Origin of the sequence: Pseudomonas sp. LAMO17WK12:I10, assembly GCF_900215185.1 — a bacterium.
Taxonomy (GTDB): Bacteria; Pseudomonadota; Gammaproteobacteria; order Pseudomonadales; family Pseudomonadaceae; genus Aquipseudomonas; species Aquipseudomonas chlororaphis.
Map to the genome: position 1 here is coordinate 1 of NZ_OBDX01000041.1, position 26,632 is coordinate 26,632.

General features: G+C 65.0%; 14 protein-coding genes. 8 read left to right on the plus strand and 6 right to left on the minus strand.

The window, feature by feature from the left end:
* The coding region (locus tag CRO75_RS29625; protein WP_143504246.1) for a transposase at positions 1-276 on the plus strand (276 nt) is incomplete at its 5' end.
* Between the two features lie 193 nt (positions 277-469).
* Here CRO75_RS29625 and CRO75_RS29630 read toward each other — a convergent pair.
* The 3 genes from CRO75_RS29630 to CRO75_RS29640 all read right to left on the minus strand — a co-directional run bounded on the left by CRO75_RS29630 (position 470) and on the right by CRO75_RS29640 (position 14,884).
* Positions 470-934, minus strand: a complete 465-nt coding sequence (locus CRO75_RS29630; RefSeq protein ID WP_081502420.1) for a hypothetical protein — start codon at positions 932-934, stop codon at positions 470-472.
* A gap of 62 nt (positions 935-996) precedes the next feature.
* Positions 997-1,215, minus strand: a complete 219-nt coding sequence (locus CRO75_RS29635) for a hypothetical protein (protein WP_097140047.1) — start codon at positions 1,213-1,215, stop codon at positions 997-999.
* A 640-nt stretch (positions 1,216-1,855) separates the two neighbouring features.
* On the minus strand, positions 1,856-14,884 hold the full coding sequence (locus tag CRO75_RS29640) for a non-ribosomal peptide synthetase (RefSeq protein ID WP_097140048.1): 13,029 nt from the start codon (positions 14,882-14,884) through the stop codon (positions 1,856-1,858).
* Positions 14,885-15,259: 375 nt separating this feature from the next.
* On the opposite strand from CRO75_RS29640, the gene CRO75_RS29645 reads away from it, so the two are divergent.
* Positions 15,260-15,808 (plus strand): RNA polymerase factor sigma-70, encoded by a 549-nt coding sequence (locus CRO75_RS29645; RefSeq protein ID WP_007922891.1) that lies wholly within the window; start codon positions 15,260-15,262, stop codon positions 15,806-15,808.
* A gap of 56 nt (positions 15,809-15,864) precedes the next feature.
* Here the strand turns inward: CRO75_RS29645 and CRO75_RS29650 are convergent, their stop codons facing one another.
* The 3 genes from CRO75_RS29650 to CRO75_RS29660 form a co-directional block, all read right to left on the minus strand.
* A complete protein-coding gene (locus tag CRO75_RS29650; protein ID WP_097140050.1) occupies positions 15,865-16,302 on the minus strand; it encodes a pyoverdine biosynthesis protein in 438 nt (145 codons plus the stop codon).
* A gap of 83 nt (positions 16,303-16,385) precedes the next feature.
* The gene (locus CRO75_RS29655) at positions 16,386-17,177 is read right to left on the minus strand and encodes a transporter substrate-binding domain-containing protein (protein ID WP_097140053.1); all 792 of its coding nucleotides are present in this window, start codon (positions 17,175-17,177) and stop codon (positions 16,386-16,388) included.
* A 107-nt stretch (positions 17,178-17,284) separates the two neighbouring features.
* The gene (locus tag CRO75_RS29660; protein WP_097140055.1) at positions 17,285-17,908 is read right to left on the minus strand and encodes a TetR/AcrR family transcriptional regulator; all 624 of its coding nucleotides are present in this window, start codon (positions 17,906-17,908) and stop codon (positions 17,285-17,287) included.
* A 210-nt stretch (positions 17,909-18,118) separates the two neighbouring features.
* Between CRO75_RS29660 and CRO75_RS29665 the strand changes: the two genes are divergently transcribed.
* From CRO75_RS29665 to CRO75_RS29690, 6 genes are all read left to right on the plus strand, one after another.
* Positions 18,119-19,909 carry an acyclic terpene utilization AtuA family protein gene (locus CRO75_RS29665; RefSeq protein ID WP_097140056.1) on the plus strand — a complete coding sequence of 597 codons (1,791 nt, stop codon included), beginning with the start codon at positions 18,119-18,121 and terminating at the stop codon, positions 19,907-19,909.
* A 12-nt stretch (positions 19,910-19,921) separates the two neighbouring features.
* Positions 19,922-20,806, plus strand: coding sequence for an SDR family oxidoreductase (locus tag CRO75_RS29670; RefSeq protein WP_097140058.1), 885 nt, complete (start codon positions 19,922-19,924; stop codon positions 20,804-20,806).
* 3 nt (positions 20,807-20,809) lie between these two features.
* Positions 20,810-22,426 (plus strand): geranyl-CoA carboxylase subunit beta, encoded by a 1,617-nt coding sequence (gene atuC, locus CRO75_RS29675; protein WP_097140060.1) that lies wholly within the window; start codon positions 20,810-20,812, stop codon positions 22,424-22,426.
* Between the two features lie 210 nt (positions 22,427-22,636).
* A complete protein-coding gene (gene atuD, locus CRO75_RS29680) occupies positions 22,637-23,794 on the plus strand; it encodes a citronellyl-CoA dehydrogenase (RefSeq protein WP_097140062.1) in 1,158 nt (385 codons plus the stop codon).
* Positions 23,791-24,588: an enoyl-CoA hydratase-related protein gene (locus tag CRO75_RS29685; RefSeq protein ID WP_097140064.1), complete on the plus strand. Its 798-nt coding sequence runs from the start codon at positions 23,791-23,793 to the stop codon at positions 24,586-24,588. The genes atuD and CRO75_RS29685 overlap by 4 nt, the downstream gene beginning before the upstream one ends.
* Before the next feature lie 43 nt (positions 24,589-24,631).
* Complete coding sequence (locus tag CRO75_RS29690; protein ID WP_097140067.1) at positions 24,632-26,590, plus strand: acetyl/propionyl/methylcrotonyl-CoA carboxylase subunit alpha; 1,959 nt, start codon at positions 24,632-24,634, stop codon at positions 26,588-26,590.
* The last annotated feature ends 42 nt before the right edge of the window (positions 26,591-26,632 follow it).

A 26,632-nucleotide genomic window follows, 5' to 3' on the forward strand; every position in this document is an offset into this window, starting at 1 on the left:
GATGCTGAACACCTTCGGCGCTATTGCGACCGCTACCGGATGCAGCCGGTGATTCCCTTGCGCACCATGAAGCGCAAGCCAAAGCCCGGCCTGCCCAGGCTGTTCGATAGGCCCAAGTACCGGCAGCGCAACATCATTGAGCGCATGTTCGGTTGGCTGAAAGAGAATCGACGGATCGGTACGCGCTACGACAAGCTGGCGAAAAGTTTTGCGGCGATGGTCTCACTGGCTTGCACCATGCGGTGTTTGCGACATTACTTTTCGTACACTGCCTAAGGGCCGTGCCAGCCTGGAGGTTTTTCGCGAGCAAACTCGCACCTACAAAGGATGATGAAATCCATATAGGCTGCTGAACGCCTGAGCGATGTATATAACTCCCCTCCAGAAGTGGTCAATAGACTCAAAGTTCATATCAGAAAGTGCACGTTGATCAGAGTTCTTTCATCTTCAACGAGACTCACACTTTGAACTATATCGGGGTTGCCGCAATAATGATCATCTCATCCTGGGAGAAACTGTTGGTTACAACTTGCGGACAGCGGAAACAGGCATCTGGCCCCTGTTCATTCCACCAACGACAAGAGGCTCTTATCGAGCAACGGGGAAGTTTGTCTGTGACCGTTTTTAATTTCTCTACGGTGCGCGATACAAGCTGGCAGCCTCCTTCCTTGTAATGCTGGCATCGCATTTCCGCACAGGGTGCGGAAATGCGAAACACCTCTGCCGGACTGACAGGGACTGTTGATTCAGCCAGCTCTTTCGTCATGGGTATTGCTTGTGAAAGGTAAGCTACTTCAGGAGCTGCCACCGTGCCATTCACCACCCCGAATATTTTCGCGCCTTCCCATTCCGGCTGAGCACTTGGGCACAGAAGCGCCTTATTTCGACCGTTCTCAATCAATCGGCGGGATTTTTCCAACGATTTGGGTGGCATTTTATTCCCTCCACCAGCATTCCTTCTGTCCCTATTGGCTTGACGAAAAAATGCCGAAAAACCTAGACCTTGCCAATATTGGCAACTTCCTTGAGTTCGCCTACCGCGCCTTGGGGGAGTACTTGAATGTTGAAGTCAATCCTTCCGCCATAAATAAGAATTTTATCGCGCAACGCTTCTCCACGAGCATCGAGCGCTCTTTGCAAACCGGTAGCGATTGCAGTGCTTATATCGGCAACAGACAGATTCGCTGTTACGCGGTCAAACTTTTCATTGGACATTTTAATTCTCCAAAACATAGCCGTTGAAATAACTGGAGGCGTGCAAGCAGAACATCAATGGCGTTTTGGTGTCTCGGGGGCTTGGTAATGGCTCGCTTCAAACAGCTCCATGTCCACAAAAACTCCAAAATAACGATCTGCCATTATTGCTGGCGCGGCAATGACTTTGACAGTCAACCCACTGTAAGAGCATAGCCACTAAAGTTAGCGTCAAAAGTCAAATTTGGAAGATGGATTAACTCGAATCACTATAAGTGAAAGACTGAATCGCCCTGGTCGCGGAGATACTTCAAAATTTCATTGCGAGCCCATGAGCAGTTCTGCGAAGGACTCTAATCTCGCACGGTGAGGGATGAATAGTTCGACCCGAAGGGCCTCGTTTTTTTAGAACAGCGACATCTGCCGCGTCGATGTTGTCGGCGCATTCGAAGCGGGAGCGGTAGCCGGCTTCAAAGATGGGCAGCGGATAACCGTGGATGTGGCGGTAGCACTCGGGCCAGCCGGAAGTGAGCAGGGCCTCGATGGTAAGGCCCTGCCAGGCGAAGGTGCAGAGTTGGGCGCATGGCGCCCGATTGGGGTGTCCCGGATTATCAGGCCAGTTCAGCTTGCTCGCGATAGGGCCAGCGCCGACAACCCTGGATTACAACCCCTCCAGCTCCGCCATCAGGTCGCTCAGGCGATCGACCTTCTCCTCGTTGATTTCACTGCTCGCCAGGCCGTCGATGTACTGCGCCAGCTCCTCCACCGTGCTGCACTCGAACATCGCACGCAGCGGCACGTTGCGTTGTAGGGTCTTCTGCACCCGCGAGGCGATCTGCGTGGCCAGCAGTGAATGCCCGCCCAGCTCGAAGAAGTTGTCCTGGACCCCGACCCGCTCGACCTTGAGCACCTCGGCCCAGATAGCGGCCAGGGTCTGCTCCAGTTCGCTGCGCGGTGCCAGGTAGTCCTGGCTGTGCAGCTGGCCGATCTCCAGGGCCGGCAGGGCCTTGCGGTCGAGCTTGCCGTTGGCGTTGAGCGGCAGGCGCTCCAGCCACAGCCAGTGCAGCGGCACCATGTATTCCGGCAGCTCGGCGCGCAGGCGTTGCTTGATGCGCTCCAGGCGTTCAGCCGGATTCAGCGCCGAGTCGCTGGCAACCAAGTACCCCACCAGATGCTTGCCGTTGACCCCTTCCTGCACCCCGACCGCCGCTTCACGGACTTCCGGCTGTTCGTGCAGGCGGGCTTCGATTTCCCCCAGCTCGATGCGGTAGCCACGGATCTTCACCTGATGGTCGATGCGCCCGACGTACTCCAGCACGCCATCGGCGCGGCGCCGTGCCAGGTCGCCGGTGCGGTACAGGCGCTCGCCCGGGGCACCGAACGGATGCGGCACGAACACCTGCGCGGTGCGCAGCGGATCGCTGACATAACCACGGCCGACCCCGGTACCGGCGACGCACAGCTCGCCCACCGCGCCCAGCGGTACCAGCTCCAGCGCGTCATTCATCAGGTACAGGCGGTTGTTGTCGGTCGGCGTACCGATCGGCAGGTAGCTGCCACGGGTCGAAGCCCTATCGACGCGGTAGAAGGCCACGTCATCCGAACACTCGGCCGGACCGTAGGCGTTGACCAGGCCGATCTGCGGGTAACGCAGCAACCATTGGTGCGCCAGCTCCGGCGGCATCGCCTCGCCGGTCGGCAGCATCCAGCGCAGGCCATCGAGGTCGATGGAGTCCTGGGCGAGCATGCCCTGGATCAGCGACGGCACGCTTTCCAGCACGCTGATGCCCTGCGCCTGCACATGGGCCAGCAAGCCTTGCGGGTCATGGGCGATGGCGTTCGGCACGATGTCCACCCGCGCGCCGAACAGCGGCGCGGCGAGGAACTGCCAGACCGAAATGTCGAAGCTCTGCGACGCGGTCTGGGCGATCACATCGGTTTCGCTCAATTGCAGGTACGGCACCTTGCTCAGCTGGTTGTTGAGCATGCCGCGCTGCTCGACCATCACGCCCTTGGGCAGGCCGGTGGAGCCCGAGGTGTAGATCACATAGGCCAGGTTGTCCGGGCCGCTGTAGATCCCCGGGTTGTCCTGCGAATGATCAGCCGCTTGCACCTCTTCCCACACCAGCAAACGTGGTCGGTTGGCGCAAGCGAATTCGTCGAGCAAGGCTCGCGCCTGTTCCTGGCAGGCCGCGGTGCACACCAGCAACGGCGTGCGGCTCAGCTCGATGATCCGCCCCAGGCGCTGGCCCGGCAGGCCCGGGTCCAGCGGCAGGTAGCCGGCGCCGGCCTTGAAGCTGCCGATGATCATGCCCAGCAGGTCCAGGCTGCGCTCGGCCAGCAAGGCCACCGGCTGGTCCAGGCCCACGCCGTTGGCGATCAGGGCGTGGCCCAGGCGGTTACTGCGCTGGTTCAGTTCGGCATAGCTGTATTGCAAGTCCTGGCAACTGGCGGCGATGCGTTGCGGATGCACCGCCACCTGGGCCTCGAACAGTTCGACGTAGCTGCGCTGCAGCGGGTACTCATGCTCGCTCTGATTGCAGCCGGCGAGCAGGAAGTCCTGCTCTGCTGCGCCCAGCAGCGGCAGCTCGGCCATGTCGCCATGGAAGCCCTGCACCAGCGCCAGCAGCAGGCGCTTGAACTCGCCGAGCATGCGCTCGATGGTCGCTTGCTCGAAGTAGCGCTGGTCGTAGGACAGGTGCAGCCCCAGGTCATCCCCCGGGTAGCACACCGCGGTCAGCGGGAAGTTGGTGTGGGTGCGGCCGGAATCCGAGGTGGCGTTCAGGCTTTGCGCGCGGTCCAGCACCGAGACTTCCACCGGTGCGTTCTCGAACACGAACAGGCTGTCGAACAGCGGCTGGCCCTTGGGCAGCTCGCTGTTTTCCTGGATCGCCACCAGCGGCAGGTATTCGTACTCGCGCAGCTCCATGTTGCGTTCCAGCAGGCTGCCGAGCCATTGACGCACGCTCAGGCGCTGGCCGTCTTCCGGTAGCTGCACCCGCAGCGCGATGCTGTTGATGAACAGGCCGACGGTGCGCTGCATCTCGGGCATTTGCACCGGACGCCCGGCCACGGTGACGCCGAACAGCACGTCTCTCTCGCCGCTCAGGCGTCGCAGGACCAGGGCCCAGGCCGCCTGGGCGAAGGTGTTGACGGTCAGCTGATGCTGCTGCGCCAACTCACGCAATTGCGCGCCGTCGCGGGCATCGAGACGGGTGTAGCAGTCACCGACGATCATGCCGCCGCTGTCGCCGGCGTGTTCGCGCAGGAACGGCCGGTCGCTCGGAATCGGCGTGGTGCGCTCGAAGCCTTGCAGGTTGTTTTTCCACCACTGGCGCGCCTCGGCCAGGCTCTGGCGTTGCAGCCAGCCGATGTAGTCGCGGTAGCGTGGCGGCACGCTGAGCTGGGCTTCGCGACCTTCGCCCAGGGCGGTGTAGATCTCGAAGAAGTCGTTCATCAACAGCGAACGGCACCAGGCATCGATCAGGATGTGGTGGTTGCTCATCATGAACCAGTAGCGCGCGGCCCCCACGCGGATCAGCCGCAGGTGGAACGGTGCCTGGCTGAGCAGATCGAAACCGGCCTCGCGCTCGCTTTTCAGCAGCGCCTGCAACTTCGGTTCCTGCTCGTCTTGCGCGACAGCGCTCCAGTCCAGGAACTCGATCGGCGTACTGCCCGGCTTGTGGATAACCTGCAGCATGTCTTCGCCGACGTTCCAGCAGAAGGACGCGCGCAAGGCTTCGTGACGGGCCACCACGGCCTGCCAGGCCTGGGCGAAACGCGCCGGGTCCAGCTCGCTGTCGATGCGGTAGCGGTCCTGCATGTAGTACAGGCCGGTGCCCGGCTCCAGCAGGGTGTGCAGCAGCATGCCCTCCTGCATCGGAGTCAGCGGGTAGACGTCCTCGATGGCGCTGGCCGGCACCGGCAGCGCGTCCAGTTGTGCCTGGGTCAGGCGCGCCAGGGGGAAGTCCGACGGCGTCAGGCCACCGGCATCGTCCTCCAGGCAATGGCCGATCAGGCTGTGCAGTTCGCCGAGGTAGGCCTGGGCCAGCGCGTCGATGTTCTGCACATAGAAACGCTCGCCGCTGAAGGTCCAGCGCAGCACCAGCTCGCCGGCGTAGACCTGGCTGTCGATGCTCAGCTCGTTGGGCAGCGGCGCGTCCGGCGAATGGGCGGCGCCCACCGGCTCGTCCAGCGGACGGAACAGCGCGTCGCTGGCAAAGCTCTGGTCGAACTGGCCCAGGTAGTTGAAGGTGACCGGCGCCTGCGGCAAGGCCGCCATGCCCTGCTGGATCGCCGCATCGGCCAGGTAGCGCAGCACGCCATAACCCAGGCCTTTATGCGGCACGGCGCGCAGCTGTTCCTTGATCGCCTTGATCGAGACGCCCTGCCCGGCCGCTGCTTCGATGGCCAGCGGGGTCAGGCGCAGCGGGTAAGCGCTGGTGAACCAGCCGACCGTGCGGGTCAGGTCGATCTCGTCGAACAGGGTTTCGCGGCCATGGCCTTCGAGCTGGATCAGCGACGAAGCCTCGCCGGTCCAGCGGCACAGCACGCGGGCCAGGGCCGTCAGCAGCAGGTCGTTGACCTGGGTGCGGTAGGCGCTCGGCACCTGTTGCAGCAGCTGCCGGGTGCGTTCGGCATCCAGCTTCACGCTGACGGTTTGCGCATGCTTGTTCTGCCGCCCGCCCTGGGCGTGCTGCACCGGCAGCGTCGCCGCCGGGCCAGCCAGTTGGTCCTGCCACCAGCTCAACTCTTCGCGCAGCGACTCGCTGCCGGCATAGGCCTGCAGGCGTGACGCCCAATCGCGCAAGGCGCTGGTTTTCGCCGGCAGGCGCGGCGTCTGCTGAGCTTCAAGCTGGCGGTAGAGGTTTTGCAGATCCTCCAGCAGCACCCGCCAGGACACGCCGTCGACCACCAGGTGGTGGATGGCGATAAACAGGCGTTGCTGCGCATCCGGACCGTCCACCAACAGCGCGCGCAACAGCGGTCCGTTGGCCAGGTCCAGGCTGCGCTGCACCTCGGCGAACAGCGCCGGGCATTGCTCCATGGAAGCCACGCGCAGCTGCATCAGCAGTGGCGCCTCGGACAGCGGCTGGTGCTCGGCCCGCCATTGGCCGTCGACCTGGGTGAAGCGCAGGCGCAGGGCGTCATGCTGGGCCAACACCGCGTGCAACGCTTGCTCCAGCAACTGCCCGTCGAGCACCTGGGTCGGCGCCAGCAGCAGCGCCTGGTTCCAGTGCTGACGCTCGGGGATCGCGCTGTCGAAGAACCAGTGCTGGATCGGCGTCAGGCCCGACTCGCCGCTGAGCAGGCCTTGCTCGGCGACGATCCGCTCGCTGCGGCTGGCCACCGCAGCCAGGGCCTGCACAGTCTGATGCTGGAACAGGTCCCGCGGGCTGAAATGAATGCCCAGCTGACGGGCGCGGCTGACCACCTGGATCGACAGGATCGAGTCGCCGCCCAGTTCAAAGAAGTTGTCGTGCAGGCCGACCTGCCGCAGGTTCAGCACGTCGCACCAGACCTGGGCCAGGGTTTGCTCCAGCTCGTTGCTCGGCGCCACGTACTGCTGGCGGTTGAGTTCCAGGTCCGGCGCCGGCAAGGCGCGGCGGTCGAGCTTGCCGTTGGCGGTCAGCGGCATGCTCGCCAGCAGGATCAGGTGGGTGGGCACCATGTAGTCCGGCAGGTGGATTTTCAGCTGCGCCTTGATCGCTTCGCGCAGGGCCGCCTGTTGCTCGTCGCCCTGCTCGGCAACGTCGCTGACTAGATAGCCGGCCAGCTGTTTGCCGCCCGGCATGTCCAGGGCCAGCACCACCGCTTCGCGTACCGCGTCATGTTCCAGCAGGCGGTTTTCGATTTCCCCCAGCTCGATACGGAAGCCACGAATCTTCACCTGATGGTCGACCCGGCCGATGTATTCCACCTGGCCGTTGGCGCACTGGCGCACCAGATCGCCGGTGCGATACAGGCGCCCGCCAGTGGTGCTAAACGGGTCGGCCACGAAGCGCTCGGCGCTCATACCCGGACGCTGGTGGTAACCCTGGGCCAGGCCGGCCCCGCCGATATACAGCTCACCGGTGGCGCCTTGCGGCAGCAGAGCCAGATCGGCGTCGAGGATGTAGGCCACTCGCTCACCCACCAGCGTGCCGATCGGTACGCTGCCAGCGCCCTCTTCCAGTTGTTCCGGCGCCAGGCTGGCCAGCGGCATGACCACGGTTTCGGTCGGGCCGTAGGCGTTGAAGAACAGGCTCGGCTTGAACGCCGCGCGGATGCGGCTCAGGTGTTCGCCGGTCAGCGCCTCGCCACCGGTGATGCACATACGCACCGGCAGGGTCTGGCCCTGGGTCGCCAGCCACTGCGCCAGCTGGCTGCCGTAGCTCGGGGTAAAGCCGAGGATGTTGATGCGGTGCTCACGGATCAGCTGGCAGATCTCTTGCGCGTCCCACTGCCCTTGCGCCCGCAGCACCACCTGGGCGCCGCTGAGCAGCGGCACCAGCAGGCGCTCGGTGGCGGCGTCGAAGTTGATGGAATAGAAGTGCAGCTCGCAGTCGTCCGCACGCATGCCAAAGCGCTCGATCACCGCGCGGCAGTGCATGGCGATCTCGCCATGGGACACCACCACGCCCTTGGGCTTGCCGGTGGAGCCCGAGGTGTAGATCAGGTACGCCTGGTGCTGCGGCAGGCTGATAAAGGGCAGCTCGCTGGCCGGGTAGTTGGCCAGTTGCGCGCTGTCCTCTTCCAGGCACCAGCGCGCCACGCTGGCTGGCAACTCACCCAAAGCCTGGAACATCGCCGCATCGCTGAGCAGCAGGCCGATGCCGCTGTCTTCGATCATGTAGTGCAGGCGGTCCAGCGGGTATTCCGGGTCCAGCGGCACGTAGGCGCCGCCGGCCTTGAGGATCGCCAGCAGGCCGACGACCATTTCCAGCGAGCGCTCCAGGGCCAGGCCGACCCGCACCTGCGGGCCGACGCCACGCTCACGGAGCATCCAGGCCAGGCGGTTGGCGCGGCTGTCGAGTTCGGCGTAGCTCAGGGTCTGCCCGGCGAATGTCAGGGCCGGCGCGTCCGGGTGCAGCAGCGCCTGCTCGCTGAACAAGTGGTGGATGCACTGGTCCAGGCGATGTTCGCCGGGCTCGACGCCCAGGCTGTCCAGCAGTTGCTGTTGCTCGACGCGGTCCAGCAGCGGCAATTCGCTCAGGCGCTGCTCGGGGCTCTCGATCAAGGCCGCGATCAAGGCCTCCAGCAGGTTGCGCCAGTGCGCCGCCATGCGCGCGATGCGCGGTTCGTCGAACAGGTCGGTGCTGTAGGTCAGGCAGCAACCCAGGCGATGGTCCAGGTCGGTGACTTCCAGGTTGAGGTCGAACTTGGTGGCCCGCGCATCGTTGGCCAGGTATTCCACGGTCATGCCGGCCATGCTGCGGCTCTGCTGGAATTCCCAGCGCTGGACATTGCACATCACCTGGAACAGCGGGTTATAGGCGGCGCTGCGCGGCGGTTGCAGGGCTTCCACCAGGTGGTCGAACGGCAGGTCCTGATGGGACTGGCCTTCGATCACGGTATGCCGCACCTGCTCGAACAGATCAAAGACGCTCATCTGCCCGTCGAGCTGGCAACGCAGCACCTGGGTGTTGAGGAAAGCGCCGATCAGCCCCTCGCTTTCCGGGCGGATGCGGTTGGCCACCGGCGCGCCGATGCGCAGGTCGGTCTGGCCGCTGTAGCGATAGAGCAGCACGGCCAGGGTCGCGGTCATGGTCATGAACAGGGTCAGGCCATGTTCGGCGTTGAAGCGCCGCACCCGTGCCGCCAGTTCGTCGCTCAGGTCGAAGCGGTACAACTCACCGCGGTGGCTCTGCACCGGCGGCCGCGGCCGGTCGCCCGGCAGTTCCAACAGCGGATGTTCGTTGCCCAGTTGCGCGGTCCAGTAATCCAGCTGGCGCTGACGCTCGCCGGACTCCAGCCACTGGCGCTGCCAGACGCTGTAATCCAGGTACTGCACCGGCAGCGGTTCCAGCGGCGAGTCGCGGTCATCGATAAAGGCTTCGTACAACGCGCTCAGCTCACGGGCGAAGATGTCCATCGCCCAGCCTTCGGTGACGATGTGGTGCAGGGTCAGCACGAAGTAGTGCTCATGCTCCGCCGCCTTGACCAGGCAGGCGCGCAGCAGCGGGCCGGTTTCCAGGTCGAACGGCCGGTGCGCCTCGCTGTCGGCCAGCTGTTGCAGGCGCTGTTCGCAGGCTGCTGCATCCAGGCTGGAGAAATCCTTCCAGGCCATGCGCACGCCGGTTTCCCCGTGCACCCGTTGCTGGGCCACGCCGTCGACGCTGGGGAACGTGGTGCGCAGGGTTTCATGCCGCAGGATCAGCGCCTGCAGCGCCGCCTCGAAACGCCCGACATCCAGCACGCCCGTAAAGCGCGCCATGCCGCCGACGTTGTAGGCCGGGCTGTCCGGCTCCATCTGCCAGAGGAACCACATGCGCTGCTGGGAATAGGACAGCGGTACAGGCGCGCTGCGGTCGACCTTGGCGATCGGCGGCTGCTGGTTGCGCTGGCCGGCTTCCTGGATCAGCCGCACCTGCTCGGCGAAGTCACCCAGCTCGCTGGCTTCGAACAAGGCCCGCAGCGGCAACTCGACGTCGCAGGCCTGGCGGGTTCGGGAAATGATCTGCGTGGCCAGCAGCGAGTGGCCGCCCAGGGCAAAGAAATCATCGCGCAAGCCAATGCGCTGCTGCCCCAGCACCTCGCGCCAGATCGCCGCGATCTGCTGTTGCAACTCGGTGACGGGTTCGACGTGTTCACGCACCTGCCATTGCGGTTCCGGCAAGGCGCGGCGGTCGAGCTTGCCGCTCGGGCTCAGGGGCATGGCCGAAAGAAGCATCAGTTGCGCCGGCACCATGTACTCCGGCAGCTCACTGGCCAGGGCGGTTTTCAGGCGCGCGGTCTGCGCTTCTTCCTCTTCCCCATCGGAGGTAGCGGTGTAATAACCGATCAGCTGCGCACCGGCCGCAGTCTCGCGCACCAGTACCGCGGCCTGGGCCACGCCCTCCTGGGCCAGCAGGCGCGCTTCGATTTCCTGGGGCTCGACGCGAAAGCCGCGCAGCTTGACCTGCTGGTCGAGACGCCCGAGGTATTCCAGCGCGCCATCGGCCGCCCAGCGCACCCGGTCGCCGGTGCGGTACAGGCGCGCGCCCTCGCTGCTCAGCGGGTCGACGACAAAACGTTCGGCGCTCAGCCCCGGCCGCCCGAGATAACCGCGGGCCAGGCCGATCCCGGCAATGCACAGTTCGCCCGGCACACCGGCCGGCACCGGGTTGAGGTCGGCGTCCAGCACCCGGCAGATCACGTTGCCCAGCGGACGGCCAATGGGCGAACGCTCGCCATCGCTGCTACGGCAATGCCAGTGGGTAACGTTGATCGCGGTTTCGGTCGGGCCGTAACGGTTATGCAGCTGGGTGTTCGGCAGTTGCTCCAGTACCCGGTCGCGTAATTCGGCCGGCAAGGCTTCGCCACCGGAGAACACCCGGCGCAGGCTGCTGCATCCGGCGCTCAACGGCTCATCGACGAACAGCTGCAACAGCGGCGGCACGAAGTGCAGCGTGGTCACGCCGTATTGCTGCACCAGCTGGGCGATGCGATGCGGGTCACGGTGTTCGCCCGGCGCGGCCAGCAGCAGGCGGCAGCCGGTGATCAGCGGCCAGAAGCACTCCCACACCGACACGTCGAAACTGATCGGCGCCTTTTGCATCAGCACATCGCTGGCGTCCAGGCGGTAAGTGTTCTGCATCCACTGCAAGCGTTCACTCAGGGCCGCGTGGGTGTTGCCCACGCCCTTGGGCTGGCCGGTGGAGCCGGAGGTGTAGATCACATAGGCCAGGTTGTCGCCGTGCAGGTGCAGGCCCGGCGCATGGCTCGGCCAGCTGTCGAGCTTGAGGCTGTCCATGGCGATGGCGCTGACGCCAGCGGCCTGGGGCAGGCGCTCGAGCAGGTGGGTCTGGGTCAGCAGCAGCTCGACGCCACTGTCGGCCAGCATGTAGGCCAGGCGCTCGGCCGGGTAGTCTGGGTCTAGCGGCACATAGGCGCCGCCGGCCTTGACGATCGCCAGCAGGCCGATCAACAGCTGCGGCGAGCGCTCGGCGGCGATGGCCACGCAGACATCCGGGCCGACTCCTTTGTCGCGCAGGTAATGGGCCAGGCGGTTGGCTTGGGCATGCAGCTCGGCAAAGCTCAGCTCGCCGCCCTGCCACACCAGTGCGGTGCGTTCCGGGGTCTGCTGCAGTTGTGCCTCGAGCAGCTCGGGCAGCCATTGGCTGGCCGCCGCGCACGGGGCTTCGCTCCACTGTTGCTGCTGCGCCTGCTCGCAGGGGTTGAGCAGCGGCAGGTCGGCGATGGCGGTCTGCGGACGCGCGCAGGCTTCGCGCAGCAGGCTGACGTAATGCTCGGCCAGGCGCTCGACGGTCGCGGCCTCGAACAGTTCGCTGGCGTAGTCGAACGACAGGCTCAGGCGGCCGTTACGGTCTTCTTCACTGTGCAGTTGCAGGTCGAACTTGGCCTCGCGGCTGTGCCACGGCAACTCCTCGGCCAGCAGCCCGGGCAGCCGGCGCAGGGCGCCGAGGTCGCGCTGCTGGTGGTTGAACATGACCTGGAACAGACCCTGTTCGCGGGCCTGGGGGAAGGCTTCGAGCAGTTGCTCGAACGGCAGGTCCTGATGGGCCTGGGCCTCCAGCGCGGCCTGGCGGGTCTGCGCCAACAGATCAACGAACGGCAGGCGCCCATCCACCTCGGCGCGCAGCACCAGGGTGTTGATGAAGAAGCCGATCAGGCCCTGGGTTTCCAGGCGCGGACGGTTGGCGTTGGGCACGCCGATGCGGATGTCGCGCTGGCCGCTGTAGCGATGCAGCAGGCTCTGGAAGGCCGTGAGCAACAGCATGAACGGCGTGGATTCATGGGCCTGGGCGGTCTGGCGAATGGCGTCGCTCAGGCTCGCGCCCAGGCGCAGGCTGTGCCGCGCGGCGCTGTGTTGCCGTTGCGCCGAACGTGGGTGATCGGTGGCCAGTCCCAGGCTCGGGTGCTCGTCGCCCAACTGCTGCTTCCAGTAGGCCAATTGCCGTTCGCCTTCGCCCTGGGCCAGCCACTGGCGCTGCCAGCTGCCGTAGTCGGCGTACTGCAACGGCAACGGCGCCAGGCTCGCCGCCTGGCCTTGCACGGCGGCGGCATAGAGGCGCGAGAACTCGTCGATCAGCACATTCAGCGACCAGCCGTCGGCGATGATGTGGTGCAGGGTCACCAGCAGTTGGTGCTCTTCGTCGTCGAGGCGCACCAGGGTCACCCGGAGCAGCGGACCTTGTTCCAGGTCGAACCGGGTACGGGCTTCCTCCTCGCGGATCTGTTGCGCCCGCGCTTCGCGCTCGGCCAGCGGCAGGTCGCTGAGGTCGATCACCTGCAGGTTGAATCTGCCGGCGGCTTCGACCTGTTGCAGCGCCTGGCCGTCGCGCTCGAAAAAGCGCGTGCGCAGGGATTCGTGGCGTTCGATCAGTTGCTGGAAACTGGCGCGCAGGGCGTCTTCGTCCAGCTCGCCACGCAGGCGCAGACCACCGGGAATGTTGTAGGCGCTGCTGTGCGGGTCAAGCTGCCAGGTGATCCACAGGCGGTTCTGCGCCAGGGATTGAGGCAGCGCCTCGGCACGCGACAAGGCATTGATCGCGCCCTGGGCCAGGCCGCCATCCTGTTGCAACTGGGCGACCTGCGCGGCGAACGCGCCGAGGGTCGGCGCTTCGAACAGCAGGCGCAGGTTCAGCTCCAGGCCGAGTGCTTCACGCAGGCGCGCGACGACCTGGGTCGCGGCGATGGAGTTGCCGCCCAGCAGGAAGAAGTGATCGTCGCTCGCCACTTGCTCGACTTGCAGCTGTTCGCGCCAGATGCGGCCGATCAGCTCTTGCAGTTCGCTGGTCGCTTCGCCGCTGGCCTCGCCGGCCATAGCCTGGCGACTAGGAAACTGGGCATAACTGTCGAGGCTGCCATCGGCCAGGCGGTTGCGGCAGGCCGAACGTTGCAGCTTGCCGCTGGATGTCTTGGGCAAGGCGCCGGGATTGAGCAGGACCACCACGCTCGGCGCTTGCTGACAGGCCTCGGCCACGGTCTGGCGAATCAGCTTGATCAGCGCATCCGGCGTGAGGATCTTCTGCACGCTGCGGCTGATTTCCGCGGCGATGCCGATGCCTTCCTCGCCCTGCTCGGTGACGGCGAACGCCGCGACCCGGCCCTTGCGCACCACCTCGACTTCACGCTCGATGGTCTGCTCGATGTCCTGTGGATAAAGGTTGTGCCCACGCACGATCAGCATGTCTTTCAAGCGGCCGGTAATGAACAGCTCGCCATCGCGCATGAAACCCAGATCGCCGGTGCGCAGCCAGGTCCGGCCGGCATGCTCGACGAAGGTCTTGGCCGTGGCCTCGGGGTTGCGCCAGTAACCATGGGCGATGCTCGGGCCGGCGGCCCAGACTTCGCCGACCCGGTTGTCTTCCAGCTCGGCCAGGATGTTCGGCTCGACGATCAGCACCGCGTGCTCGGGCTGGCTGGTGCCGCAGCTCATCATGGCGTTGCCGGTGCCCGGCTCGGCGCGGTTCTGCGCCAGGGCCTGCTCGTCCAGGCGCAGGGCCGGGATGCCCTGGCCACGGGTGCCACCGGCGACAAACAGGGTGGCTTCGGCCAGGCCATAAGACGCGAAGAAGTTTTTCGGGGTGAAACCGCAGGCGGCGAACTTCTCGGCGAAGCGCTCCAGGGTGTCCAGGCGGATCGGCTCGGACCCGGAATAGGCCACGCGCCAGCGGCTGAGGTCCAGGCGTTCCAGGGCCGACTCGCTGACCCGCTCGCTGCACAGGCGGTAGGCGAAGTCCGGGCCACCGCTGATGGTGCCGCCGTATTCGCTGATCGCCTCCAGCCAGCGCAACGGCCGGCCGAGGAAATACGCCGGCGACATCAATACGCAGGGCACGCCGCTGAAGATCGGTTGCAGCAGGCCGCCGATCAGGCCCATGTCGTGGTACAGCGGCAGCCAGCTGACGATCACGTCGTCGGGGTTGAGATCGATGCCGAAGCCGCGGCGGATCAGCAGTTCGTTGGCCACCAGGTTACCGTGGCTGACCTGCACGCCCTTGGGCAAGGCGGTGGAACCCGAGGTGTATTGCAGGAAGGCGATGTCGTCGCCGCGCAGTTCGGTGGCGGTCCAGCCTTCGGCCAGGCTCGCCGCCAGGCTATCCACGCAGAGCAGTTGCGGCGCGTCGACGCCTTGCAGTTCGTCCATCTGCGCCAGGGAGTCGCGCAGGCCGCTGCTGGTCAGCAGCAGCCGCGGCTCGGCGTCGGCGATGATCGAGATCAGCCGTTCCTGGTGATGACGTCGGCTCGACTCCGGCGGATAGGCCGGCACGGCGATAACCCCGGCATACAGGCAGCCGAAAAACGCCGCGACATAGTCCGGGCCGCTGGGGAACAGCAGCACCGCGCGATCGCCCAAGCCGGCATTGGCCTGCAGCGCCGCGGCGATGGTCCGGGCACGCAAATCCAGGTCGCGATAACTGAGGACCACGCTCTGATCCTGCTCTTCGGCAAGGAAGCGCAAGGCCACTTGATCGGGGGTCTGAGCCGCCCGGCGTTGAAGGGCTTGAGCCAGAGTGCTGGGGAGTTCGAACGCGTCCATCATGGGGTTTCCTGCGCGGATTGTGCTTGCACGTAGAGCCGCGGGAAAAAGCCGCGGCCGTTACATAAACCTTTGAAAAATAAAGGCTCCTGCCCTCGGAATGGGACATCTGGAGAGCGCTGTGGCGGGATGTTCCACCCGGAACCTTTCTCCAATGAGAACGGATGGCGTCTTGAAATAATTAGTCCGCACTCTGCCCTCGAACCCCTTCACAAAGTGCGACAACGAGCCGCAGTTCTCGCGCTGCACCAAAGATGCTCATTAATTCTCTTTCTCAATTGACAATCATTATCATTCAACATAATTTGTCGCTCGATGTGTAAGACGAATCTGAAATTTCTGTCGTCCTACTAACCCTTTTGCAGCAAGGTGATTTCCATGACGGAACAAGTATCCACAAGCAGGTGCGATTCACCGCTACTCCAGGCCTTCGTCGACAACCGCCTGATCCTGGTCAAGATCGCGGCGCGTATTACCGGCTGTCGTTCCCGTGCCGAAGACGTGGTGCAAGACGCGTTCTTCCGGCTGCAATCGGCGCCGCAGATCACCTCGTCGTTCAAGGCGCAGTTGAGCTATCTGTTCCAGATCGTGCGCAACCTGGCGATCGACCACTATCGCAAGCAGGCGCTGGAGCAGAAGTATTCGGGCACTGAAGAAGAGGGTCTGAATGTGGTCGTGCAGGGAGCGTCGCCGGAAACCTCACACATCAATTTCTCGACCCTGGAACACATTGCCGACGCGCTGACAGAGCTGCCCAGCCGCACCCGCTATGCGTTCGAGATGTATCGCCTGCATGGCGTGCCGCAAAAGGACATCGCCAAGGAACTCGGGGTCTCGCCGACGCTGGTGAATTTCATGATTCGCGATGCGCTGGTGCATTGCCGCAAAGTCTCGGGCAACCGCGCCGACACCTACGCCCGTCACTGATCCGCGCCGCACGCTATTCCCGCACCTGATCGCGATAGCCACCGTCAGCCACGGCGCTACCGCGAACAGGAACGCTCCCGCCAGATCTTCTCGACTGCCTGATGCCGTCCGACACCCCGCCCCTGCGCCAGAATCAGCAGGGCGGCGCGCTTGTGGGAAAAATCGAAGGCTCTCCCACAATGCAGGCAACGTTCCTGCTGCTCGAGCCTCTGGCCAGCGTCCTCGGCCAGCCATTCGCGCGGCCCGTGGTCGAGGCATAACGAATGCACCAGGGTCGATAACCAGCCGGCCATCCACTCGTCACGCCATCTTTCTTGCCCACGCAAGGCTTGCAGCACCTCGCTGCCCGCCGGTGGCAGTGGCGTGCCAGGCCCGCGACCGGCACCGCTGGTTTCAATACCGGCCAGGCGCAGCGGTTGCAGGCCAGCGGGATCGGCGGCGCAACGGCAGGGATCGGCAACGCTCACAGCGGACAGCGTATCGAGAGAGGACATGGCACGGACTCAGCGTCATCAGTGTTCAACCAAGTGACGTGAGCCGCACAGGGAAATTTAGGCAGGCCGCCTTGGGGGCGGCTTCATTTGGCCGGTGGCATGACCACGATGCGGTAGGGATCGAAGATTTTCAGCAATTCACCGCTGTCGCGCAGGCGCCCCAGCAACTTGGCGAAGTTTTCGCCGCTGATCGGCGCCATGGGGCGAATCAGCGCGTAGTGGTGGTAGACCTGATCGATCCGCTCGGAGGCGAACAATTGCTGCGCCGTGTCGGTATTGTGCGAAAGGAAATCACTGAGGTAGGAACGGGTCACCAGCGCAATGTCGGCACGACCGCGCAGCACCATCAGCAGGTTGCTGTCGTGGGAATAGGTCAGGGTCGCGTTGTAGGTGTCGGCCAGGTACTTGGGGTCGGCATTGAAGTTGGCGAACGCGTAGTGGTAACCGCTGAACAGGGCCAGGCGCTTGCCCTTGAGGTCGGCGAAATATTCCTGGCCGCGGCCGGGCTCGCGCTGGGCGGTGAAGATTTCGGCATCTTCCAGGCCCATGTCGACGCTGGTGTGGGGAATGTTCTGCCAGCCCCAGGCCGGATTCTCGAAAATCGCCATGTCGACGCGGCCTTGCTCAAAATCGCGAAAACGCCGGGGAATCGAGGTCGGCACCAGTACGAATTGGTAGTCGCTCTGCAGCGCGTTCAAGGCCTCCACCAGTTGCGGCAGCAGCCCGGTGTCGGCGCCCTGCTCGGGACGCACGGTATAAGGGGGAAAATGCGCCGCCCCCACGCGTACCAACTGCGCAGCGCAGGCCGGAAAAACCGTCAGGGTGGCCAGACCCCACACCAGCACTCGCAAAGCCGTCCGCATTGGCGAAGACATCAAGGCAACTCACCTCAAGATAAAGAAACAGGGCAATGCCATTAAAGCTAGGCGGTTTCCCTGGCTTCGACAACTTTCCACTGAATAATTAATTACTTGCAGGAGGCCTACGGCTCCTTGAGCACCAGGGTCAGCGCTTCCTCGGCCAGTTGCTCCAGGGTCATGCTGCCCTCGGCGCGGAACCAGGTGGTGGTCCAGGACAGCGCCCCGGTGAGAAAACGCCGGGTAATGAACACATCGCCCTTGATAAAGCCGGCCTCCTTGGCCTCGCCCAGCACCTGCAACCAGATCCGTTCATAAATGTCGCGCAGCGCCAGGACGTCGGCCTGGCCCTGGGCCGACAACGAGCGCCATTCGTAGACCAGCACCGCCATGGCCTCGCCGCTGCCGCCCATGATCGATTGCAGCTCGCAGCGGATCAGCGCCAGCACCCGCTCGCGCACGCTGTCGGCTTCGGCCAGTTCGGCGCGCATCAGGGCGGTGTTGTAGTGGATGGTTTCCTCCATCACCGCGCGCAGGATGTCGTCCTTGCTCTTGAAGTGATGAAAGATGCTGCCGGACTGGATGCCCACCGCGCCGGCCAGGTCGCGCACCGTGGTGCGCTCGTAGCCTTTGTTGCGAAACAGGTGAGCCGCGGTTTGCAGCAGCTTGCCGCGGGCGCTGTCCGGATCGGTCAGTTGCCCGTTGGCGACCAGCTGGCGCATCACCAGCAAGGCTTTTTGCTCGTCCACGGCCTCTCTCCTACATTCGCTCGATCGTTATGCGGCGCAGCCCCCTGAAACAGGGAGCTTGCGCGCGCAATTTAAGCCCGCGGGGACGACCAAGCAAGCGCTTGGGAATAAGATATTTCCGACATTTACAAACCAAGCGCTTGCTTGGTAGTCTCGATCCAGTTCTGTCATCGCGTCTTTTTATCGAGTCTTTTATCGAGAGCCCCAGCCATGACCAAGACCCTCCGCATCGGTTGTGCCAGCGCCTTCTGGGGCGACACCTCGAGCGCCGCCGCGCAACTGGTGCAGGGCGGCCGCCTGGATTACCTGGTGTTCGACTACCTGGCCGAGATCACTCTGTCGATCATGGCCGCAGCCCGGATGAAGGACCCTACTGCCGGCTACGCCACGGATTTCGTCGAGGTCTTGAGTCCGCTGCTGGGCGAGATCGCCCGGCAGGAGATCCGGGTCATCAGCAACGCCGGCGGGATCAACCCGCAAGCCTGCGCCGCGGCCCTGCAAGCGGCCTGCGACCAGGCCGGCGTGGCCCTGAAAGTCGCCGTGCTGCTGGGCGACGACCTGCAACCCCGCTTCAAGCAACTGAGCGGCAGCGGCATTCATGAAATGTTCAGCGGTGCGCCGCTGCCGCCGATGTGCGTGTCCACCAACGCCTACCTCGGCGCCCCCGGGATAGTCGAAGCCCTGAAACTGGGCGCCGACATCGTCATCACCGGCCGCGGGGTCGACAGCGCGGTGGTCAGCGCGGCGCTGGTGCATGAATTCGGCTGGTCCTGGCACGACTACGACAAACTGGCCCAGGCCGCCCTCGCCGGGCACATCATCGAATGCGGCGCGCAGTGCACCGGTGGCAACTTCACCGACTGGCGCGACGTGCCGGACTACGAACACATCGGCTTTCCCATCGTCGAAGTCAGCGCCGATGGCCAGTTCGTGGTCAGCAAGCCCGAAGGTTCCGGTGGCCTGGTCTCGCCGCTGACTGTCGGCGAACAACTGCTCTATGAGATCGGCGACCCACGGGCCTATCTGCTGCCGGACGTCGTCTGCGACTTCACCCAGGTCAAGCTGCGCCAACAGGGCAAGAATGCGGTCAGCGTGCATGGCGCCAAGGGCCTGCCGCCGACCGGCCAGTACAAGGTCAGCGCCACTTACCCGGACGGTTTCCGCTGCACCGCCAGTTGCCTGATCGCCGGTATCGACGCGGTGGCCAAGGCGCGCCGGGTCAGCCAGGCGATCATCGACAAGACCACGCAAATGTTCGGCCAACGCGGCTGGGCGCCCTACAGCGAAGTCAACATCGAACTGCTCGGCAGCGAAGCCACCTATGGCCCCCACGGCCAGCGCCAGGACAGCCGCGAAGTGGTGATCAAGCTCGCCGTGCGCCATCCGGACAAACGCGCGCTGGCACTGTTTTCCCGGGAGATCGCCCAGGCCGCCACCGGCATGGCCCCGGGCCTGACCGGCATCGTCGGCGGCCGGCCCACGGTCTATCCGCTGATCCGCCTGTTCTCGTTCCTGATCGACAAGAGCGCCTGCACCCTGGCAGTCGAAATGGCCGGCCAGCACCACCGGGTCGAGCTGCCCGAGCTCGACAGCCTCGACGCCAGCGCCCTGCCCGCGCCCCATGCCGTGGCCAGCCCCGTGGGCCGCGCCGATGCCAGCGTGGCGCTGGTCAAGCTGGCGGTGGCGCGCTCCGGCGACAAGGGCAACCACAGCAATATCGGGGTCATGGCCCGCGCGCCCGAATACTTGCCGTGGATCGCCGAGGCCCTGACACCCGCCGTCGTGGTGGACTGGATGAGCCATGTGCTGGACCCGGTGCATGGCCGGGTCCAGCGCTGGTACCTGCCGGGCACCCACAGCCTGAATTTCCTGCTGGAGAACGCCCTCGGTGGCGGCGGTGTCGCCAGCCTGCGCATCGACCCGCAAGGCAAGGCCTTCGCCCAGCAGTTGCTGGAAATCCAGATCCCGGTGCCGCAGAGCATCGCTGACGCCGTCAATTAGAGGATGCCTGCCGTGACTTACGACTCGATTTTCAAACCCGACCTGTTCGCCGGCCAAACCATTGTCGTCACCGGTGGCGGCAGCGGCATCGGGCGCTGCACCGCCCATGAACTGGCGGCCCTTGGCGCCCGTGTGCTGCTGGTGGGGCGCAAGGCGGACAAGCTGCACAAGGTGGCCGCGGAGATCGCCGAAGACGGCGGCCAGGCCAGCGGGCATGCCTGCGATATCCGCGACGAGGACGCGGTCAAGGCCCTGGTCAGCGAACTGATCCGTGACCACGGGCCGCTGCATGGCCTGGTCAACAACGCCGGCGGGCAGTACCCCTCGCCCCTGGCCTCGATCAACCAGAAGGGGTTTGAAACCGTGCTGCGCACCAACCTGGTGGGCGGTTTTCTCATGGCCCGGGAAGTCTTCAACCAGTCCATGAGCAAGCACGGCGGCAGCATCGTCAACATGCTCGCCGACATGTGGGGCGGCATGCCCGGCATGGGCCATTCCGGCGCCGCGCGTTCGGGAATGGACAATTTCACCAAGACCGCCGCGTTCGAATGGGGCCATGCCGGGGTGCGGGTCAACGCTGTGGCGCCGGGCTGGATCGCCTCCAGCGGCATGGACACCTACGAAGGCGCGTTCAAGGCGGTGATCCCGACCCTGCGCGAACACGTGCCGCTCAAGCGCATCGGCACCGAGTCGGAAGTCAGCGCCGCCATCGTCTTCCTACTCAGCCCGGCGGCGGCCTTCATCAGCGGCAGCACCTTGCGCATCGACGGCGCCGCCAGCCTCGGCAGCCGCGCCTGGCCGCTGCACAAGGCGTCCCACAGCGAGTCCTATAACGGCTTCCACCGCGCCTACCTGCCAGATGTGCTCAAGGACAAGCCACTCAAGGACGGGAAATAAGCCATGCCAGTCATACAGTCCCAGCTCGATCCCCACGGCCCGCAGTTCCAGCAGAACCGCGAAGCGATGCTGGCCGGCATCGCGCAGATCCGCCAGCTGGAACAGAACCTGCTGGCCAAGGCCGCCGAGGCCAAGGCGAAATTCGAAAAGCGCGGGCAACTGCTGCCCCGCGAACGCCTCAATCTGCTGCTCGACCCCGGCGCGCCTTTTCTCGAACTGGCGAGCCTGGCCGGCTACAAGCTGCACGACGACAAGGACGGCAGCCAGGCCGGGGGCGGGTTGATCGCCGGCATCGGCTACGTCAGTGGCGTGCGGGTGCTGGTGGTGGCCAATAACAGTGCGATCAAGGGCGGCACCATCTCCCCCAGCGGCCTGAAAAAATCCCTGCGCCTGCAGCAGATCGCCATGGAAAACAAACTGCCGGTGGTGACCCTGGCCGAAAGCGGCGGCGCCAATCTCAATTACGCGGCGGAGATTTTCGTCGAAGGCGCGCGCAGTTTCGCCAACCAGGCGCGCATGTCGGCCATGGGCCTGCCGCAGATCACCGTGGTCCACGGCTCGGCCACCGCCGGCGGGGCCTACCAGCCGGGGCTGTCGGATTACGTGGTGGTGGTGCGCGGCAAGGCCAAGCTGTTTCTCGCCGGCCCGCCATTGCTCAAGGCCGCCACCGGCGAGGTGGCCACCGATGAAGAACTGGGCGGCGCCGAGATGCATGCGCAGGTGGCCGGCACCGCCGAATACCTGGCGGAAAACGACGGCGACGGCGTGCGCATTGTGCGGGAAATCCTCGCAGCCCTGCCGTGGAATGCCCGGCTGCCGCTGCAGCCACCCCGGCCTTATGCGGAGCCGCTGTACCCGATCGACGAGCTGCTGGGGCTGATTCCCGACGACCCGAAAAAGCCTTACGACGCCCGGGAAATCATCGCGCGCATCGCCGACGGCTCGAACTTCCTCGAGTTCAAGGGCGAGTTCGACCAGCAGACCCTCTGCGGCCATTTGCAGATCCAGGGACGCCCTTGCGGTTTTATCGGCAATAACGGGCCGATCACCCCGAAAGGCGCGAGCAAGGCCGCGCAGTTCATTCAGTTGTGCGACCAGAGCGGCACCCCGCTGCTGTTTTTCCACAACACCACCGGTTTCATGGTCGGCACCGAGTCGGAGCAGCAAGGCGTGATCAAGCACGGCTCCAAGCTGATCCAGGCGGTGGCCAATGCCCGGGTGCCGAAGCTGACCATCGTGGTCGGCGGCTCCTACGGCGCCGGCAATTACGCCATGTGCGGTCGCGGCCTGGACCCGCGCTTCATCTTCGCCTGGCCCAACAGCCGCACCGCGGTGATGGGCGGTGCCCAGGCCGGCAAGGTGCTGCGCATCGTCACCGAGGCCAAGCACGCCAAGCAGGGCCAGGCGGCCGATCCGCAAATGCTGGATATGCTGGAACAGGTCACGGCGCAGAAACTCGACAGCCAGTCCACGGCCTTGTACGGCAGCGCCAACCTGTGGGACGACGGGCTGATCGACCCGCGGGACACCCGCACCCTGCTGGGTTATCTGCTGGATATCTGCCACGAGGCGCAGGTTCGCCCATTGCAGCCCAACAGCTTCGGCGTCGCACGGTTCTGACCTGTAGCCGCTGCCGCAGGCTGCGATAAGGCCCGAAGGGTCTTCGAGGGCCTCAAGGGCACGTCCCCTGCGGGGCCGATCGCAGCCTGCGGCAGCGGCTACAGGGACAGCGAGCAGTTCCGCAACGACGGTGTTTTCGGCCTGCGGCAGCGGCTACAGGGGTAACAAGGTTCAGGGATTGCGTCACTCAACTTGAGGAGAACAATAAAAATGATCTTCACCCAGGAACATGAAGAACTGCGGCGCACGGTGCGCAATTTTGTCGAGCGCGAGATCAACCCGCATGTCGAGGAATGGGAAAAGGCCGGGCGCTTTCCTATCCACGAGATTTTCCGCAAGGCCGGCGAACTGGGCCTGCTGGGTATCTCCAAGCCGGAGAAGTTCGGTGGCATGGGCCTGGACTACAGCTACTCGATCGTCGCCGCCGAAGAATTCGGCACCATCCATTGCGGCGGCATCCCGATGTCCATCGGCGTGCAGACCGACATGTGCACCCCGGCCCTGGCGCGCTTCGGCTCCGACGAGTTGCGCGAGGAGTTCCTGCGCCCGGCCATCAGCGGGGAAATGGTCGGCTGCATCGGTGTCTCCGAAGTCGGTGCCGGTTCCGACGTGGCCGGACTCAAGACCACCGCGCGCAAGGACGGCGACGACTATGTGATCAACGGCAGCAAGATGTGGATCACCAACTCTCCCAGCGCCGACTTCATCTGCCTGCTGGCCAACACCTCGGACGACAAGCCCCACGTCAACAAGTCGCTGATCATGGTGCCGATGAACAGCCCCGGCATCAGCCTCAGCCCGCACCTGGACAAGCTCGGCATGCGCAGCTCGGAAACCGCCCAGGTGTTTTTCGACAACGTGCGCGTGCCCCAGCACTATCGCATCGGCCACGAAGGCGCGGGTTTCATGATGCAGATGCTGCAATTCCAGGAAGAGCGGCTGTTCGGCGCGGCCAACATGATCAAGGGCCTGGAGTACTGCGTCGACAGCACCATCGAGTACTGCAAGGAGCGCAAGACCTTCGGCAGCGCGCTGATCGACAATCAGGTGATCCACTTCCGCCTGGCTGAGCTGTCCACCGAAATCGAATGCCTGCGAGCCCTGGTGTACCAGGCCACCGAGCAATACGTGCGCGGCCAGGACGTCACCCGCCTGGCGTCCATGGCCAAGCTCAAGGCCGGGCGCCTGGGCCGCGAAGTCAGCGACAGTTGCCTGCAATACTGGGGCGGCATGGGCTTCATGTGGGACAACCCGGTGGCCCGCGCCTACCGCGACGTGCGCCTGGTTTCGATCGGCGGCGGCGCCGACGAAATCATGCTGGGCATCATCTGCAAACTCATGGGCATCCTGCCGGGGAAAAGAAAATGAGCCGCCTGCCCGCCTGCGAAACCCTGCTGCTGGCGCCCCGTGGCGGCGTCCTGCACATCACCCTCGATCGCCCGGACAGCCGTAACGCCATGAGCCTGCACATGGTCGCCGAACTGCGCGCGGTGCTGGCGGCGGTACGCGATGACCGCGGCATTCGCGCCCTGGTCCTGAGGGGCGCCGGCGGGCATTTCTGCGCCGGCGGCGACCTGAAAGACATGGCCAGTGCCCGTGCCCAGGGCGCCAGCGCCTATCAGGAACTGAACCGGGCGTTCGGCACACTGCTCGAAGAAGCCCAGCACACCCCGCAGGTGCTGATCGTGCTGCTGCAGGGCGCGGTGTTGGGTGGCGGCTTCGGCCTGGCCTGTGTCAGCGATATCGCCATCGCCGATCATCAGGCGCAGTTCGGCATGCCGGAAACCAGCCTCGGCCTGCTGCCGGCGCAGATCGCGCCGTTTGTGGTCAAGCGCATCGGCCTGACCCAGGCCCGTCGGCTGGCCCTGACCGCCGCGCGCTTTGATGGCAACGAAGCCGAGCGGCTGGGCCTGGTGCATTTTGTCGAAGACGGCCCAGAGGCCCTGGCCGAACGCCTCGATGAGGTGCTGGCCCATGTGCTGTGCTGCGCGCCCGAGGCCAACGCCGCGACCAAGGCCCTGTTGCTGGCCAGCGCTGAAGAACCGCTGGCGCCGCTGCTCGATCGCGCGGCGGAACAGTTCGGCGCCGCCGTCACCGGGGCCGAAGGCATCGAGGGAACCATGGCCTTCGTGCAGAAACGCAAACCGGCGTGGGCCTCATGAGCCCCATCGCGAGCCAACACCACCGATCTCAGGAAACCACCTCATGCCCGCCTTCAGCAAAATCCTGATCGCCAATCGCGGTGAAATCGCCTGCCGCATCCAGCGCACCGCCCAAGCCTTGGGTTATCGCACCGTGGCGGTGTTCAGCGATGCCGACGCCGATGCGCTACATGTGCGGATGGCCGACGAAGCGGTGCGCATCGGCCCAGCGGCGGTCCAGCAGTCCTACCTGAACAGCCAGGCGATCCTCGACGCGGCGCGGCGCACGGGCGCCGACGCGCTGCATCCCGGCTACGGCTTTCTGTCGGAGAACGCCGAGTTCGCCAGCGCCTGCGAGGCAGCCGGCATCACCTTTATCGGCCCCAGTGCCGAGGCCATCGAACTGATGGGCAGCAAGCGCCTGTCCAAGCTGGCGATGCTCGCGGCGGGCGTCCCCTGCATCGCCGGTTATCAGGGCGCGGAACAGGACGATGCGACCCTGCAACGCGAAGCCGAACGCATCGGCTACCCGCTGATGATCAAGGCCAGCGCCGGTGGCGGCGGACGCGGCATGCGCCTGGTGCAGCGAGCCGATGAGCTGCTGGCCCAGGTGCGTACCGCGCGCTCCGAGGCGCTGCACGCCTTCGGCAGCGACGAGCTGATTCTGGAGCAGGCGCTGATCGAACCGCGGCATGTGGAAATCCAGGTGTTCGGCGACCGCCACGGCCAATTGATTTACCTCGGCGAGCGCGATTGCTCGATCCAGCGCCGTCATCAGAAAGTCGTCGAGGAAGCGCCCTGCCCGGTGATGACCGCCGAGCTGCGCCAGGCCATGGGCGAGGCCGCCCTCAAGGCCGGCCGGGCGGTGAATTATGTCGGCGCCGGCACCGTGGAATTTCTCCTCGATGCGCGGGGCCGGTTCTACTTTCTGGAAATGAACACCCGCCTGCAGGTCGAACACCCGGTCACCGAAATGATCACCGGCCTGGACCTGGTGGCCCTGCAGCTGCAGGTGGCGGCCGGTCAACCGCTGCCACTGCGCCAGGAGCAGGTCGAACTCAAGGGCCATGCCATCGAAGTGCGGCTGTATGCCGAGGACCCGGCGCAGGATTTCCTGCCGCAAACCGGGCAGGTACGGCGCTGGGAACCGGCGCTGGGTGCCGATGTGCGTATCGATCACGGCCTGCTGGAAGGCCAGAGCATCAGCCCGTTCTATGACCCGATGCTGGGCAAGCTCATCGCCCACGGCACCACCCGCGAAGAAGCGCGCCGCAAGCTGCTGCGCGCGGTCGAGGACACGGTGCTGACCGGCGTGGCGAGCAACCAGAAACTGCTGGCGAACCTGCTTCGCCACCCCGGTTTTGCCAGCGGCGAATTCAGCACCGCCTTTATCGCCGAACATTTCGCCGACGATCCAAGCCTGCGCCCGCAACCGCCAAGCGGCGCCGAACTGGCCCTGGCCGCGGCACTGTTTTATCAGCACGCGGCCCAGCGTCACGGCGCGGCGCTGGCCGGCTGGCGCAACAACGCCAGTGTGCCGCTGCACTATCGCCTGGGCTCGGGTGAAGCCGTATGGAACCTTGAACTGAATAACCAGGCCGGGACGCTGCAGATTCAACACGCCGACCAAGGCTTCGAGGTACAGCTGCTGGAAGCGGATGGTCGCTGGGCCTGCGCGACCATCGACGGTATCCGCCGCCGCTACGCCTACACCCTGGAAGCCGGGCAGCTCTGGCTGTTCACCCGTCCTGGCAGCCTGCACCTTCAAGACCTGAGCCACGCGCCGGTCGCCAGCCAGGCCGGCATCCACAGCGGCATGCTCAAGGCGCCCATGGACGGCGCCATAGTCGACGTATTGGTCAGCGAGGGCGCGACCGTCAGCAAGGGGCAACTGCTGCTGGTGCTGGAGGCGATGAAAATGGAGCATCCGCTGAAGGCCGGGATCGATGGCGTGATCAAGCGGCTGCAGGTCAACCTCGGCGATCAGGTGAAAAACCGCCAGATTCTGCTGGAGGTGGAATAAGCCGCTAGGCGCAGACGTCGGGTTTGGCTACGCTCAAGCCTC